Source organism: Chryseobacterium sp. GM_Chr_2, assembly GCF_026540445.1.
In the GTDB taxonomy this organism is placed as follows: Bacteria; Bacteroidota; Bacteroidia; order Flavobacteriales; family Weeksellaceae; genus Chryseobacterium.
Window position 1 is genome coordinate 55847 of sequence record NZ_JALNUD010000005.1, and the last position, 16794, is coordinate 72640.

The following is a 16794-nucleotide window of genomic DNA, read 5'->3' on the forward strand; positions in this document are numbered from 1 at the left end:
TTTAGTGGTGCAAAGATAGGAGTTTTTTCGTTATCTCAAAACTTTTTCGCAAATTTGTTTAAAATAAATTCATGATAATTTCACTGGTCGGATACATGGGGAGTGGCAAAACTCACATTTCCAAAATATTAAGCGAAAAAATAAATTTTAAATTAATTGACCTAGATAAAGAGATTTCCAGAAGAAATAAATTAACCATTCCTGAAATCTTCGAGAAAAAGGGTGAAATCTACTTTAGAAAGCTGGAAAGAGAAACGCTGGAAGAAATTCTGGCTACCGAGGAAAACCTGATTTTGAGCCTTGGCGGAGGAACTCCTGTTTACTATAATAATATGGAAATTATTAATACGGGATCAAAAAGTGTATTTTTAAAAGCATCGGTAATGACTTTGGCCGACAGACTTTCAAAACAAAAGGAAAAAAGACCTTTAATTGCAAAGATTTCTGAGGAAGATCTTCCTGAGTTTATTGCTAAACATTTGTTTGAAAGAAATCAGTTCTACGGAAAATCTCAGTTTAATATTAACACAGATAACCGAACACCTGAAGATATCGTTACAGAAATAATAGAAAAGCTCTATCTCTAGAGCTTTTCATTTTGTTTATTAGTCTTCACTTTCGGAATCACCGTCTGCTTCACCGAAAAAATCGTCCCAGTCTGTAAAATCAGACTCTACATCATTTCCAATATAATCGTCCATCTCACGGCGATCTCTTTTCGTTGGTCTACCCTCTCCTTTCGCTCTGTAATAATTTTGCGAAGCTTTTCGCATTTTCAGCAGTTCGTATTGCTCACTATCCGTCACATCTTTTATATGAAGCGGAACCAGCTTGGCTCCTATCCTACTTTTTGGGATCTGAATAACTTTTATTTTGTAATCAATTTGATTTTTACGAATCTTGATTGTATCCCCTTCTTTTACCTCTTTAGATGACTTCACGGCAGATTCTCCAATAGAAACCCTGTTCTTCTTAATCTCCTCTGCAGCGATGGTTCGCGTTTTATAAAAGCGAATGCTCCACAAAAATTTATCTATTCTCATAATTTTTTATACTTTTGCCGTTATATTATTTGTAAAGTAATTAAAGTTTTTTGAAATGAAAAAAATATTTTTATATATCCTTGCAGGATCATTGTGCTTCACTGCTTGTAAAAAAGATGATGATGATACGGCTACATACGTAGAACCAAGCGATATTGCAACACAAAATGATTATGATGATCAGTCTATTACCAAGTTTTTAGATGAAAACTATTTAGACGCTCAAGGGAATATAAAAGCATTTAGTGCAACAGATACTGCTGATGATCATCAGACAAAATTAAGTGCGATGGTTCCGGCTCCGGTAAAATTATCTTCAGGTGTTGTGTATATTGTAAGAAAAGGCGCGCAACCAGATGATTCTACACCGCCAGTTACGGGTAAAACAATTGGAAATGATGACAAGATCACCATTTTAGCAAGAGCTAAAACATATCTTGCGGCAAATACAGATGGGAATATTGCATTTATTTCAGGAACAAACATGACGGGATATAATTCTCTTGAAGAAACTGGTTCTCCGTTGACTGATCCTATGTATTATTATGTAAAAGAAACTGTTTTGAGCGCAGCAACTACTGATGCTGCAAAGCAAAGAAATTATTATGAAATAGAAGGTTTTCAGGAAGCTGTAAGAAAGTTTCAGGCTTTTGATTTGGCTAATGGGGCTCCTTACAATTTACAAGGTGTAATTATCGTACCTTCAAGAGCAGCTTTTGCTAGAGATGCTCATTACAACTACAGCGGTTATTCTTTCAGAAACAGAACGTTTGTATTTAACTTCCAAGTGTACAAAACAGAGGCAAGACCTACAGACGAAAAATAAGCTAATTTCATTAACCTTCATATAAAACAAAAACCACTTCATCCCGAAGTGGTTTTTTATTTTTTTAACTGAGGTTTTCTTTTTTTAATATCTAGCTTTCTGCTTTACATTTCCTAAAATATCCGGGAAATAAAGATCTGCCAAGTGATCAAACTCATCACCTCTCATAAACATGGAAGCATCGACCTCATCATAAGAACTTTTTCCTGCTGCTGCAATTAATTCATTACAAGTGTGAAGCGTATTTTTATGAAAATGATAGACTCTTTCTGCTTTATCCATAACATCTAGTCCTTTAATCAGCATTTTATCTTGTGTTGCAACACCCGTCGGACATTTATTATTATTACATCTCAACGCCTGAATACAGCCTAATGAGAACATAAAACCTCTCGCGTTATTACACATATCGGCACCCATCGCAACCGCTCTCAGAATATCCAAGCTTGTTAAAACTTTTCCGCTGGCGATAACTCTTAATTTATTTCTTAAATTATAATTATTCAATGTTCTGTTGACGAAAATCAAGGCTGGCTCTAAAGGCATTCCGACACCATCCGAAAATTCTGGCGGTGCAGCTCCAGTTCCTCCTTCTGCTCCATCGATTGTAATAAAATCAGGGTAAATTTTCAAGACATTCATCTGAACGCATATATCTTCAAACTCTTTAGTATCACCGATACAAAGTTTAAATCCCACAGGTTTTCCTCCTGAAAGTTCTCTTAAATGTTGAACAAATCTTAATAATTCCGCGGCATTAGAAAATGCGGTGTGTGAGGGCGGAGAAATAATGGTCATTCCCGGTGTGACGTGACGAATTTTTGCAATTTCCGGTGTATTTTTTACGCCTGGTAAAACCCCTCCGTGACCTGGCTTTGCACCTTGAGATAGTTTAATTTCAACCATTTTTACATTGGGAAGTGTAGAATATTTTGCGAATAATTCAGGATTAAATTTTCCTTCATCATCACGACATCCGAAATATCCTGTTCCGATTTGCCAGCAAAGGTCTCCACCTTCCAAATGGTGTGGAGAAATTCCTCCTTCACCTGTATTATGATAAAAATTTCCTTTTTTAGCCCCTCTATTTAACGAAATTTGAGCTCTGTCGCTCAACGCCCCAAAACTCATTGCCGAAATATTGAACAATGAAGCATGGTAAGGCTGTGTACACTGCTCTCCCCCAACCCAAACTCTTGGAAGTTCTTCTGAGGGAGATTTAGCATAAATAGAATGCTTAATTCCTTCGTATTTTCTGTGATTAACTTCAAGTTGAGTTCCAAAAGGTACCGTGTCGCTCAAATTTTTAGAACGTCTGTATACTGCAGAACGCTGATTTCTTGGAAACGGTTTCCCGTCGGTCTCCCTTTCGATGAAGTATTGCTGCATTTCGGGCGAGATCCCTTCGAAAAAATACCTGAAGTATCCCAACACCGGAAAGTTCCTCAGAATAGCGTGTTTCGACTGGTAAGTGTTGTAAACTCCCAATGCGTAAATTGCGGATAGCAGCGTCGGTATCCAATAATGCGCTCTTATTAGTATCGCTACAACCCATGTAGCAATAACTAATACAATCCCCCAAGATAAAAACTTATCTCTCATGAATGTAGTATTTAAAGTTAAAAATAAATTTAGTGGAAATTTTGCAAAGAGACTATGCTTTTGCTAAAAAACTTTCGTAAGACGATTGCACAGAAACCGTGCCATCGGACAGGATTTTTTCTAAATTCAGAAATTCGATTTGATTTACGGATGCTTCGTCAAAATCTTTCTGTACTCTCACATAGTTTTCTGTGAAGCCAAACATTTTGCCGTCTTTGTTTTCGTGCTCCCAAAGCACAGGAAGTGTCTTCCCAAGCTGGGTTTGATAGAATGCCATTTTTTTCTTTTCAGATAAAATTCTCAGCATTTTATTTCTTTTCTTTCTCTCAGGAATAGGGACAACACCCTCCATTCCTACAGCTTCCGTGTTTTCTCTTTCCGAATAGGTGAAAACGTGAAGATAGGTAATCGGAAGATCATTCAGGAAATTATACGTTTCCATGAATCTTTCTTCTGTTTCGCCGGGGAAACCAACAATCACATCTACACCAATAGCCGCATGAGGCATTACCTCACGGATTTTGTTTACTCTATCATTATAAAGCTTCGTCAGATAACGTCGCTTCATTTTTTTCAATAAATCATCACTTCCTGATTGTAAAGGAATATGAAAATGCGGAACAAAACTTTTGCTTTTAGAAACCAGTTCGATGCTTTCATCTTTCAAAAGATTCGGTTCGATAGAAGAAATACGAATTCTTTCGATGCCTTCCACCTGATCTAGTTCTGAAATTAAATCTAAAAAAGTATGTTCGTGTCTCTTGTTTCCGAATTCACCTTTACCGTAATCACCGATGTTTACACCTGTAAGAACTATTTCTTTGATGTCTCTGGCTGCAATTTCAGTAGCATTTTTCAGTACATTATCGATGGTGTCTGAACGAGAAATCCCTCTTGCTAAAGGAATGGTACAATACGTACATTTGTAATCACAACCATCCTGAACTTTCAAAAAAGCTCTGGTTCTGTCACCGATAGAATAACTTCCGATAAAAAAGTCGGTTTCTTCAATTTCGCAAGAATGAACAATTCCTTCGCTTTCAGATTTCTCCAAATCATCAAGATAACTTAGAATATTGAATTTTTCTTTGGCTCCAAGAACCAAATCAACTCCGTCAATCTGTGAAATTTCTTCAGGTTTCAGCTGTGCATAACATCCAACAATGACCACCAACCCTTCTGGATTGGCTTTCATGGCTCTTTTCACGTGAAGTTTGCACTCACGATCTGCATTTTCTGTTACCGAACAGGTATTGATTACGTAAACATTCGCCTTTTCATCAAAACTTACCTTATCGTAACCGGCATCCGTTAATTGACGGGCAATAGTAGATGTTTCCGCAAAATTTAATTTGCAGCCAAGGGTGTGAAATGCGGCAGTTCGTTGAAAAGTTGACATTGAAATACTCCTATTTTTTCTGGGTGCAAAGATAGTAATTTTAATATGACTTTGAAATTGATTCAATCTATTGATTAAATTCATCCCTCACTTCGGGGCTATTCTGATAGCAAACCGGAGACGAATTTGAATCAAAATCCTGAACAGAGAATTGATTTTTCATCTCGGAATTAAATTCTTGGGATTTATTTCTTGCAATAGAAAGTGTTTTCCAATCGTCATTTTTCATCATTTTTGCGATGTAAACGATTTGTCCGATATGATAAGGATAATGCGCCAGTTGTCGGAAGACCGCATCAATTACCGAATGTGCTTCATTTCTGATATAAATCGTTGAATATAAATTTTCGTCATTTATCTGATTCAAAGCATTGAAAAGACATTTCCAGCCTTTTTCCCAATATTCTAAAACTTCTAGTTTTGTTTTAAAGGTATTTACAAATTCTTCATCGCGATTTCGCCAAGGCTTTTCTCCGTCTTCGGTTAAAAAATTTGTCCATCTCGATAACATATTTCCCGCAACATGCTTTACAATAATTGCAATAGAATTGCTCTCTTCATTGAATTGCCAGAAAATCTGTTCATCTGACACTTGGTCAAATGATTTATCTCCAAGCATTTTATAGTACTCAAAACGTTTGATGAATAGTTCTTTCATGAGTTTTAATTTGATGATCTAAGTTAAATGTTTTCACAAGAATAAAATGACAAATCATGAAAAAAGTACCACTTCCCTAGCCCTGATCGCAGCATTTGTTTGAGCTCATTTTCTAATGATTCGGCTCGGGGCGGGCTTCGCCCGCCCCGAGCCGAATCATTAGAAAATAGCGAGTGCGGAGAGCAGGAAATAGCTCCTGGAAAAGTTGGAGCGTGGATGAGTTTTAGAGTTATAGAGTTTAAGGGTTTACGTTTTGTAAGATTTTATGTTTAATAATCACAAAAACCGCCACTTTCGTGACGGTTGACCTAGTTTTATTTTAAAAATGAGTTTAATCCCTGTTTTTTACCATTACCCAACCTGAATATTTAATTGGGGTGTTCTTTTTATTATTTTCATTCCATGTTACGGAGTACCAATACGTTCCTGTGGAAACTTTTTTACCACCGATGGTTCCGTCCCATGTATAATTATTGAATCTGTCAGCCTGGAAAACTTTATTTCCGTAGCGGTCGAAAATATTGAAAATTAAATTTTGTTTGTTTGCCAGTGCCGTATAATCGATCACATCATTAATTCCGTCTCCATTGGGTGTGATAACATTTGTAAGATTAGGAACAACAATTGCGACATCCACAGGATCACAGTCATACGCATCTTTTACAAAAACAGTGTGATCACCTCTTGAAACATTATTAAACACATTTGAATCCTGCCAATTGACATTATCCATCGAATACTTGTAAGGTGGTTTACCGCCTACAACATTGATCGTTACAATATGTGTTGAAATATCAATGGAAGAAATAACAGGTTGATCCGACGGAATCACTTTTACATATTGTGTCGTAATACAATCTCCCGTTTTCAGTTTTACCCAATACGATCCAACTCCAATATTAGCAATTGATTGGGTTGTTGCTCCCGTACTCCACTCATATCCGCCGAAACCAGAACCAGCATCCAATGTTGTGGTATCTTCAATACAAATCGTTTTATCTTTTAATTCTGAAGAAAAAACAGGAGGAATTACTTCTAATCCAACTTTTGCAATCGCATAACATCCTTGAGAATTGGTAACTTTAATATAGGCAAATCCAGTTGGAGAAATATACGCTGTTGGCGTTATAATAGGATTTGTAGAGTTGATCGCGTCTGTTAATGAAGGGTAATACGACTTAACAATTCCTGTTTGTGAAGTAACTGCCGCCACCGTAAGATTGAATGCCGCAGTTAAAGGATCTCTTTCCAGGAAACACGTTCTTAAAACCGCATCATTTACTACAACAATGGGATGAAATTTCAATGTTATCACCGCGTCAGCAACACATCCGAATTGCGAGGTTATTTTTACATAAACCGTTCCTTCTGCAGAAACATACGCTGCAGGATTTAGAATTTCATTGGTTCCTGCATTCAGATTAGCCAATGTAGGGTAATATTTTTTTATTGCGGTAGGATCTCCAAAAACACCAGCCGCAGTCAGATCAAAGCTAGCCGTCCCCGCATTGTTATTGTTACAGCTAAATATCGTCACATTCGTACCGCTGATATTTCCTTGTTTAAATTTAAAAGTTCCAACTTGTCGGCAAGAATTAATAGGATTATTGGGATTCGCAGGATCTTCATAATGAATACTGTAATAATACGTTGCTGTTGTACTGACCGTAATCGGAGCCAAAATAGGACTTAATCCCACCAAAGCATCATTCTGCGTGGTGTGATACGTCACAAAGAAATTCGGATTTCCGTTTAAAATTCCTGCAGTTAAAGTGCTGAAATCAAAAATAGCAGGTGTATTGCAAATAATAATCTCTCTAGGATCTGCAGGATTAGCCGCCGGACTTCCCGGTGGGTTAAAAGGATGTGGCTGCAATGCAGGGTCTGTAAATGGTGAAGCTAAGGTTGCCGTTCCGCCCCAAGTTAAAGAAAAAGGAGCAACAGTAGTACTTCCCGCTCCTACCCAGTTATCAATATATAAATAATAGGTTTGTCCCGGTAAAACATCCATATATTGGCAATACGGTGTATAAGAACCTCCTGCCGCACTGATAATGGTGCTTGTCATATTCATCCCCGTGTTGCCGCCAACCAATTGTGTGGTTGCTGCGTTACAGCGAATTGGCGATCCCAAACTTCCACAGGTTACATTCGGGCCATAAATTGCCCAGTCGTAATCTGCATCAGGATCATTCGGGATAAGATCAAAAGTAAGCGTTCCCGCAGTGGCAATAGTAAGTTTATACCAAATTGAATTGTGCTCGCCAGAGGTAAGACAACCTCCCAGACTTTCATTCTCATTACCAATTCCCGTGGGAGAATACGTAATGCTAGAATTTCCACAAACCGATAACGCGGTTGAACAATCTGCTTGTGAAAAAAATATTTGAGAAATACATACAAATAAAACGAGTAGAATTTTTTTCATATATAATTTTTTTCAGGATTATTAGTGCCAATGTAAAATGGTGTATATCAAATATAAGCATTTTTTCAATCAATAATAACAATATTTAAAAAAATTACATATTTATATGCGAAATATTAAAAATTAACTCAAATTAAAAATCGAAACAACAACAATTACTTTATACTTGTGATATTTCCGCAAAGATTTTCTAAATGAAAAATCTTATGAAACGGACTTTTCACTTCATGCAAATGTTCTTTATCCTGAATAAAAGTATACCGTGAAGCAAGCGAATTCATATCAGAAACAATCACCAGCCAACATTCATCAACCGAGGTATCATAATAAGGAAATTTCTCGTTCTTTTTTTCTATTAATTCTAAAATTTTCTCTGAACACAGCTCATCAAAAAGATTCATATTATATTCGTGAGTAATGAAAACATTTCTACGATGAAAAGATTTTCGCAAACTTTTTACACAACCAACAGGCTTTCCTTTTTTAATACTTTTATAAATAAAATGAATGATTTCCTGTTGCAGTTCAAGATTTTCAAATTTAAGATTAGGATAAAATTCTAAAAAATAAACACCACGATATTTCGTAGTGTCTTCTTGTTCCAATAATATTTCTGCCTGACGGAAAATCTTGTTTAAATTGCTTTCCATCTTTTTCATTTCAAGATGATTGATCACCTCAGTCAATTCAATTCCTATTTTTTTGTCGTTGAATTTGGCGATAAAGTCTGGACTCTCGCAGGTAAGGTTTTCAAACTGAACTTCGGGAAAATGATGCATAAAAGAATTCAGCAGCAAAATTTCAGATTTCTTTTTATACTTTTCACGGTCGTGAAGCGGAGATTCATCTATTTTGCGGTGATACTTTTCAATCGGCTTCTTTTTCAAATGTCGATTGAGATAATATAAGCTCAGATTCTTGATCAAATCTTCATCGGAAAATGCCTTTTTCATGTGCTTATCTTTTAATGGTTGTTGAGACACACGAAACCCTCGGTTTCTTTTGATTATCAAAAATTTATAGTTTAAAGTTAGTAAAAAAAACTATGCAACCCTTGTATTTAAAATTAATTTATCAGTTAATTAACATAGAGTTTATTTTCATAATCAATACCTTTGCGCTTCAAATATAAAACTGTGATTTATGGATTTTAAAAATTTTAAAATACCGTATAGTGTTAATCCACAATACTCTAAAAAAGTAGCCTATTTTTCAATGGAATTTGCCATTGAGCAGGTGCTAAAAATATATTCTGGAGGGTTGGGATTTTTGGCAGGTTCTCACATGAGAAGTGCTTACAATCTTAAACAAGACCTTGTAGGAATCGGGATTCTTTGGAAATTCGGATACTATGATCAGGCGAGAAATCACGATCAAACCCTGCAACCAACCTGGACGAAAAAAATGTACAGTTTTCTGGAAGATACTGGCATTAAATTTCAGATCGAAATTCACAGCGCACCAGTTTGGGTGAAGGTTTGGTATCTTGATCCTGAAACGTTCAATACAGCTCCGATGTTTTTCCTATCCACGGATGTTCCTGAAAATGATCACATTTCAAAAACTATTTGTCATAAATTGTATGATGCAAACGAATCTACAAAACTGGCGCAATACATTTTATTAGGAAAAGGTGGTGCGAAATTATTGGACGAAATGAACATTGAAAGAGATGTTTATCATTTGAACGAAGCTCATGGACTTCCTGCTGCTTTCCATTTGTTGAAAAAATATAATGGTGATTTAAATAAGGTTAAAGAAAAACTGGTTTTCACCACACACACTCCTGAAGAAGCCGGAAATGAGAAGCATAATTTCAAATTATGTTATGATATGTCTTATTTTTCAGGCTTCAGCATGGAAGACGTGAAAAGCATTGAAGGTTCTGATGATGATCGTTTCAACCATTCCCTTTGTGCTTTGAAAATGGCGAGAGTGGCAAACGGTGTTTCTCAGCTTCATGGCGTAGTTTCAAGAGCAATGTGGAGTAAATATTCAGGAATTTGTGAAATTACTTCGATTACCAACGCTCAGGAATTTAAATATTGGGCAGACAAACCGCTTTACAATGCAAAAGATGAGCGTAACGATACCTTATTTGATTATCGTAAAAAACATTTAAAGAAAAGATTATTTAAAATTGTTGCCGACCAGACAGGGAATTTATTTAATCCGAATGTTTTCACTATCGTTTGGGCGAGAAGATTTGCAGGTTACAAACGTGCCGACCTTCTTTTACACGATAAAGACAGATTTTACAGACTTTTAAATAATCCGAAATATCCGGTGCAGATTATTTGGGCTGGAAAACCTTACCCGATGGATTATTCTGCGATTTCTACCTTCAATTCTTTGGTTGAAGAAAGTAAAAATCATAAAAATATGGCGGTTCTTACAGGTTACGAATTGTCATTAAGTAAATCTTTGAAGCAAGGTTCTGATCTTTGGCTAAACAATCCGAGAGTTCCGAGAGAAGCTTCGGGAACATCTGGAATGACGGCTTCCATGAACGGATCGATCAACCTTTCTACAGACGACGGCTGGATTCCTGAGTTTGCGAAACATGGCGAAAATTCTTTCGTAGTTCCGAAGGCAGATTACATGAATATGAGCATTTACGAGCAGGATAATTATGATTTAAACAAATTATATGAAATCCTTGAAAACGAAATTCTTCCAACATATTACGACAAGCCGGATGCATGGAGAAAAATTCAGCATAATTCTATGAACGATGTGAAAGATCAGTTTAACAGTGATAGAATGGCAGATGAATATTACAGAATTTTGTATAATTATAAAGGATAACCTGCAAAGAAGGTTAAAAAATATCTTTAACCATTAAGAAAAATTAAGTTGTTAAGAGTTATTAAGCTTACTATATTTAAGTTTTTTAATCAAACGACTATCTTAATTAAACTTAATTTCTTAAATGAAACCTTAATGGTTTAAAAAATTAAAATTTCCTTTTAAAAATAAGTAAAAAACGGTTTGTAAAATTTACAAACCGTTTTTATTTTAAAACTAATCTTTTTTCTTTTTAGGAACTTTCAAACCAGCCTCTTTGGCCTCGGAAATTCCGATGGCGATTGCCTGTTTTCTGTCGGTCACTTTTTGTCCGGAAGAAGATTTCAACTTTCCTTCCTTAAATTCGTGCATTACTTTTCCTATTTTGTCTTGAGCTTTGTCTGAATATTTTGTCTTGCTCATGATATTACTATTTTAAGATTTAGGTAAAGCCACTCCGATTTCATAAACGTGAGCATGCTTTAGGTATTTGGATCTTTCTCTTGAAGTTACCGACTCAAAGTGATCATTTTTAATCACAATAATCGGATCTTCTGCATTTTCGATTTCGAAGTTAGCTAAATATCTTTCGTCAGGTGGTGACTGCTGTAGTTTAGCCTTAATTTTTTGAAGTTCGTCAGCATATTTTCTGAAACCTGGATCTGATGAATGGATAAATTTATATTCTTCTCCCGCATCCACAAAATAATGGAGTTTTTTCTCTATTAAGCCTGCTTCATCTGTTATTACCGGGTTATCGTTGCCATCCTTAAAACCCACTTCCACCAAAGTACCACCTTTGCTCTGTGCACATGCTTCAGCATCTTTGAAACCTGAAAAACCTGTATATATGATCTGGTCATTAAAGTCATAACGGTTTAGTTTTTGGTTAAAAGCATTCGTTTCCATAATTATTACTTGATTTGATTATACTTTAATCATATTCAATTTTTCTGCCAAACCCTTTAGTAAAAGAAATATTAGTGTATGGTATCAATAATAAAACTTAATACTAAGAATAACATTCTAATTATATATTTTTGGCAATTAATATTTTACACATTATTAAAAAAACTACATTTGCAAACTAAATTTAAGACATGAAACTCAATTTTATCTTTTCAATGCTGCTCACAGCGGGTAGCCTTGCATTTGTTCAGGCTCAGAGAATAGACGCTGAGAATGTAACATTTCAATTACTAAGAGAACCTTTAAATCCTGTAGATGCCCAAAACAGAAATTTTTCTGTAACGGTAAATTCGCCTTACAATATCACCAAAGAAGACGTTACGAAACAGGCAAAAGAAGATTTTCAAAAACGTGTAGATAACTACGATCAAAGTGTGGTTGATGCAAAAGCAGAGCACGCAGAAAGATTAAAAGATTACGATGCCGAAGTAAAAAAACTTCAGGAAAAATACAAAACAGAATCTGAGCAATACAATAAATTAAAAGCCGTTGAAAAAATTGCGATGAACGCTATGCCGCCGGTTTTAAGACTTCCTTCAAGACCACAGTTGAACGTTCCTGCAAAGCCCGTTTACACAGAACCGGATCTTAGAAATGCTTTAATTGTTGATAATAAAGTTTTGGCTTCCCAAGTTGGTATCGAAGGTTTTACAAAAGGAAATGCCATCGAAATCACGGTTGATATGGAAAGAACTAATTTTCAAGATAATGCAGGAAAATCTTTTGCCAATCAGCCAACAAAATTGGTCGTTAAGCAAAACGGCGTGGTAAAAATTGACAAAACGTTATTCACAGATTTTCAGGAAATTGCATCTTCGCCAACCAATGAGATCAATTTAAGTTCTCATGAAAAAATGTATCTGCAAAAAGTCATCAATAAAATCAATGAAATTTTAGCGGATAATTATGCTTTTGCGAAATACAGTTCAACCATAAAATTAGAAACGGTAAAAAATAAGGGTGAATATGATGATTTGGAGAAAGCATCTATTTATGTAACCACCAACCTGAAAAAAATGCAGGCAAGACCTGACTATGCTCCCAACAAAACAGCGTTGGAGAACATGGATAAAGGAATTACCATTTGGAAAGATGCATTGAAAAAAATCAATTATGATGATAAAAAAGCGCCATACAATGCCAAAATTGCCGCTTATCTTTATATGAATCTTATTCGTCTGAATCTAGCTTTGGGAAGAAAATCTGAAGCAGAAAAATCGTTAAATGATATGCAGGAGCATTTGGTAGACATGAAATTATCCTGGGATCAAAACAACGAATTAAAAGGCCTTGAGCAACAAATATATAACTAATACAACCATGAAAAAAACAATAATTACTTCGCTGGTTTTGATGAGCGCAGTTGCTTTCGGGCAGAAAAAAAACGTTTACGGAGACGCTTTCGAGTTTAATTCTAAATACGAAAAAGACATTAAACTTGTACTGGCAGACGACTATAATCAATATGTTTTCAGTGATATTAATGAAGACGGCTACAGCACTTATCCTCACAAGAAAATCTTAATGAGAAAGCTGGATCAAAACGGAAATTTGATCGATACTTATATTAAAGATTACGCCAACAAAACCAACGGCGTTTTGCATAATTATTTGGGTTCAATTGAAATCAGCAAAGACCAATTTGTGATCTTTACTGAAGAATTGGAAACAAAGGTTAACAGAAAAGAAATTTTCCAGCATGTTTTCAATAAAAAAGATGGAAACTACACCACAACAAGCGTTGCCAAACTTTTCACAGAAGGCGGCTTGAAAATGGGAACCACTTATCTTCGATTTTCAGAAAACGGAAAATATGTGGCGATTGTAAACGACAGATCGGTTTCTAAAAAAACAGCAAATACGATTGATAATATTGTGATTGATCTTTCTACACTTACCAAAAAGTGGGATAAAGAAATCACGTTGGATACAGATTATTTTGAAGCAGATGCCGCGGTTACGAATTCCGGAAGAGTTTTAATCTTAAGAAAATCAACCGGTTGGAAAGAATCATCAAAATTGATTTACGTTTCAGCTCAAGGTGATCAGGATATTGCTTTGAAGGATAAATTAATCTTAAAAACTTTAACCCCTGTTTCTATTAATGATCAGGATTATTTGGTTTCTTTCGGATATTTTACGGGAGTGAGAATCAATCAAAGTAATTTTGGAGATATGGCATTCATCAATCTTCAAAACGGAAATATTACGATGAGCGAGGTTTCAGATTTCAGATCAAATACTAATATGTCGGGAGTAGATATTCCTTTGGTTCAAGTCGTGGACGGAAAAGCATTTTTATATGGATTTAACGTCAATAAAACATTACCGCCGTCAACGCCAGCTAATCGTTTCCCAGATCCTATTTATTCTTATGGTCCGGGTAAATGGTTTACCATAAAATCTGAAGGAACTGCAAGTACAACTTCTACTCAAAAAAGAGGAGATATAGGATTTTTCACTAAAGAAAATACGAATTATTTCTTCACAGACAGCTATGGTTTCACACCTTATAAAGTTGGAAGCGATCATACAGATCCAAGTAAATTTGTAGAATTCCAAAACAGATACACGAGCACTGAAGCAAAGTATGGGCAACCTATTTTCACTTCGGTGAAGTACATTCCACAATCTGATCGTGTGATTTTCTTACGAAAATTAGGCGAAAATAAATTGCTTACCCAAAGCCTTTATGGTTGGCAGAATTAATCATTTTTATTGATATATAAGCGAAAAGTTGGCAGATATGTCAACTTTTTTGTTTTAAATAATTCACCAAATCCTAAACTTCATCTGTAAGATTTAAATATTTTATATATTTGAATTCTTTAAAATTAGAAATGAAAAAATTCTTACTAACGCTTACCGTTGCTGCTGCATTTCAAAGTTGGTCTGCACAGGAAATCACTTTAGATAAAATATATTCAGGATATTACCGTGGAAAAGGCATTGCCGGAATAACATCCATGAAAAACGGCGAAAATTATTTAGTAATTGAACCGACAGGAATTGCAAAATATTCTTACAAAACCTCTCAAAAAGAAGGAAATATTGTAGACGGACAATTTGAAAGCTATGAATTTTCGGATGATGAGTCTAAAATTCTTTTACTAAAAGGCAGCCAGCCGATTTACAGACATTCTTTTTTAGGTGTTTTTGATGTTAAAGATCTGAAATCTGGGAAAACGCTTTCGTTAAATGACGGAAAACCTGTTCAGGAGCCAAGATTTTCTCCAGATGCAACCAAAGTGGCTTTTATTGTTGATAATAATATTTTTTATCAGGATTTAAACTCAGGAAAAATCACACAGGTTACAGAGCACGGTGTTAAAAATAAAGTATTGAACGGTCTTGCAGATTGGGTTTATGAAGAAGAATTCGGGCACGCAAGATTGTATGAATGGACGAAAAACTCTAATGCGATTGTTTTTGTGAAATCTGTCGAAACAGATGTTCCGGAAATTTATATTCCAATCTACGGAAAAACGCTTTATCCAACAGAAATGCGTTACAAATATCCTAAAGCGGGAGAAAAAAACTCTGTAGTTTCAGCACATATTTACCTTTTGGATGGCGGCAAGAAAACGAAAGTAAATTTGGATAATTTTAAAAATTATTACATTCCGAATGTTATTCAGACTTCAAAACCTGACGAAATTGTGTTGATTACTTCTCAGAGAACACAAAACGCGTCTGATGTATTGAAAGTAAATACGAAAACTGGTGAAGTAAAAAAATTGTTCACAGAAACCGATGAAAAATGGATTGATACAGATAATGTTACCTTAGAATTTTTAGATGACAACAGCTTTCTTTGGGGCTCTGAAAGAGATGGAAACCGTCATCTATATTGGTATGACCAAGATGGGAAGCTAAAAAAACAAGTAACAAAAGGAAATTGGGAAGTAACCGATTATTACGGATTTAATCCTAAATCGAAAGAAATCTACGTTCAGACCACTGAAAAAGGAAGCATCAACAAAGTAGTTTCCAAAGTAAATATCGAAAGTGGAAAAACTCAGTTGATTTCTAACGCGGAAGGAAATAATTCTGCTAATTTCAGTAAAAACTACAATTATTTCATCGAAACTTCTTCTACCGCTGCAAAACCTTATACTTTCGTTTTAAAAGACGGAAACGGCAAAACGGTAAAAGAGCTTCAGAATAATAATGATCAGCTTCAAAAATTAAAATCGGATAATTTCACAGAAAAAGAATTCATCACGATTCCAAACGACGCTGGAGATCAAATGAATGCATGGATTATCAAGCCTAAAAACTTTGATAAAAACAAGAAATATCCATTGTTCATGTTCCAATATTCTGGTCCGGGATCTCAGCAAGTTGCCAACTCTTGGGATAACGGAAACGGGATTTGGTTTGAAATGTTGGCTCAAAAAGGTTATATCGTAGCTTGTGTCGATGGACGTGGAACGGGTTACAAAGGCGCTAAATTCAAAAAAGTAACGTACATGAATTTAGGAAAATACGAAATTGAAGACCAGATTACAGCAGCAAAATGGTTTGGAAATCAATCGTATATCGACAAATCAAGAATCGGAATGTTCGGTTGGAGCTTCGGAGGTTATATGACGAGTTTGGCAATGACCAAAGGTGCGGATGTTTTTAAAATGGGAATCGCTGTCGCGCCGGTTACGAACTGGAGGTATTATGACTCAGTGTATACAGAAAGATTTTTAAGAACTCCACAGGAAAATCCTGATGGATACGATAAAAATTCACCGACTGAATATGCGAATTTATTGAAAGGAAAATTCTTGCTAATCCACGGAACTGCGGATGATAATGTACATTTCCAAAATTCTATGGAATTTTCAGAAGCTTTAATTCAAAACAAAAAACAGTTTGATTTCATGGCGTATCCTGATAAAAACCACGGAATTTACGGTGGACAAACAAGACCGCAACTGTATCAGAAAATGACTGATTTTATTTTGGAGAATTTGTAAGAATTGATCTGAAATTTAATGATAAAAAAACTCCGAATCTCTTTTTAAGATTCGGAGTTTTTATTTTCTTTCTTTCCATTGTTCAGGATCTCTTGACGTGTGGAAAATAGAA

The 16794-nt window shown here is 35.4% G+C and carries 14 protein-coding genes; 6 read left to right on the plus strand and 8 right to left on the minus strand.

Going from position 1 to position 16794, the window contains the following annotated elements:
• The first annotated feature begins 71 nt into the window (after positions 1-71).
• On the plus strand, positions 72-587 hold the full coding sequence (locus tag OXQ85_RS09600) for a shikimate kinase (protein WP_267403978.1): 516 nt from the start codon (positions 72-74) through the stop codon (positions 585-587).
• Positions 588-605: 18 nt separating this feature from the next.
• Here the strand turns inward: OXQ85_RS09600 and OXQ85_RS09605 are convergent, their stop codons facing one another.
• Positions 606-1043, minus strand: coding sequence for an RNA-binding S4 domain-containing protein (locus OXQ85_RS09605; protein ID WP_267403980.1), 438 nt, complete (start codon positions 1041-1043; stop codon positions 606-608).
• 55 nt (positions 1044-1098) lie between these two features.
• Between OXQ85_RS09605 and OXQ85_RS09610 the strand changes: the two genes are divergently transcribed.
• Positions 1099-1869 (plus strand): hypothetical protein, encoded by a 771-nt coding sequence (locus tag OXQ85_RS09610; RefSeq protein ID WP_267403982.1) that lies wholly within the window; start codon positions 1099-1101, stop codon positions 1867-1869.
• A gap of 84 nt (positions 1870-1953) precedes the next feature.
• Here the strand turns inward: OXQ85_RS09610 and OXQ85_RS09615 are convergent, their stop codons facing one another.
• The 5 genes from OXQ85_RS09615 to OXQ85_RS09635 all read right to left on the minus strand — a co-directional run bounded on the left by OXQ85_RS09615 (position 1954) and on the right by OXQ85_RS09635 (position 8909).
• Positions 1954-3471 (minus strand): FMN-binding glutamate synthase family protein, encoded by a 1518-nt coding sequence (locus OXQ85_RS09615; RefSeq protein WP_267403984.1) that lies wholly within the window; start codon positions 3469-3471, stop codon positions 1954-1956.
• Positions 3472-3523: 52 nt separating this feature from the next.
• Positions 3524-4870: a tRNA (N(6)-L-threonylcarbamoyladenosine(37)-C(2))-methylthiotransferase MtaB gene (mtaB, locus tag OXQ85_RS09620; protein ID WP_267403986.1), complete on the minus strand. Its 1347-nt coding sequence runs from the start codon at positions 4868-4870 to the stop codon at positions 3524-3526.
• Between the two features lie 67 nt (positions 4871-4937).
• The gene (locus OXQ85_RS09625; protein ID WP_267403988.1) at positions 4938-5528 is read right to left on the minus strand and encodes a DUF1572 domain-containing protein; all 591 of its coding nucleotides are present in this window, start codon (positions 5526-5528) and stop codon (positions 4938-4940) included.
• Between the two features lie 331 nt (positions 5529-5859).
• Positions 5860-7956 (minus strand): gliding motility-associated C-terminal domain-containing protein, encoded by a 2097-nt coding sequence (locus tag OXQ85_RS09630; protein WP_267403990.1) that lies wholly within the window; start codon positions 7954-7956, stop codon positions 5860-5862.
• A gap of 155 nt (positions 7957-8111) precedes the next feature.
• The gene (locus tag OXQ85_RS09635; RefSeq protein ID WP_267403992.1) at positions 8112-8909 is read right to left on the minus strand and encodes a hypothetical protein; all 798 of its coding nucleotides are present in this window, start codon (positions 8907-8909) and stop codon (positions 8112-8114) included.
• Positions 8910-9099: 190 nt separating this feature from the next.
• Here OXQ85_RS09635 and glgP point away from each other — a divergent pair, with 190 nt between their 5' ends.
• On the plus strand, positions 9100-10764 hold the full coding sequence (gene glgP / locus OXQ85_RS09640; protein WP_267403994.1) for an alpha-glucan family phosphorylase: 1665 nt from the start codon (positions 9100-9102) through the stop codon (positions 10762-10764).
• Between the two features lie 216 nt (positions 10765-10980).
• On the opposite strand, the gene OXQ85_RS09645 is transcribed toward glgP, so the two are convergent.
• Entirely contained in the window at positions 10981-11166 is a 186-nt protein-coding gene (locus OXQ85_RS09645; protein WP_267403996.1) for a DUF6496 domain-containing protein, read from the minus strand.
• Positions 11167-11178: 12 nt separating this feature from the next.
• On the minus strand, positions 11179-11652 hold the full coding sequence (locus OXQ85_RS09650; RefSeq protein WP_267403998.1) for a hypothetical protein: 474 nt from the start codon (positions 11650-11652) through the stop codon (positions 11179-11181).
• Positions 11653-11843: 191 nt separating this feature from the next.
• Between OXQ85_RS09650 and OXQ85_RS09655 the strand changes: the two genes are divergently transcribed.
• The 3 genes from OXQ85_RS09655 (at position 11844) to OXQ85_RS09665 (ending at position 16682) form a co-directional block, all read left to right on the plus strand.
• On the plus strand, positions 11844-13025 hold the full coding sequence (locus OXQ85_RS09655; RefSeq protein WP_267404000.1) for a hypothetical protein: 1182 nt from the start codon (positions 11844-11846) through the stop codon (positions 13023-13025).
• 7 nt (positions 13026-13032) lie between these two features.
• Entirely contained in the window at positions 13033-14421 is a 1389-nt protein-coding gene (locus tag OXQ85_RS09660) for a hypothetical protein (protein ID WP_267404002.1), read from the plus strand.
• Between the two features lie 131 nt (positions 14422-14552).
• The gene (locus OXQ85_RS09665) at positions 14553-16682 is read left to right on the plus strand and encodes a S9 family peptidase (RefSeq protein WP_267404004.1); all 2130 of its coding nucleotides are present in this window, start codon (positions 14553-14555) and stop codon (positions 16680-16682) included.
• Positions 16683-16794 lie beyond the last annotated feature (112 nt).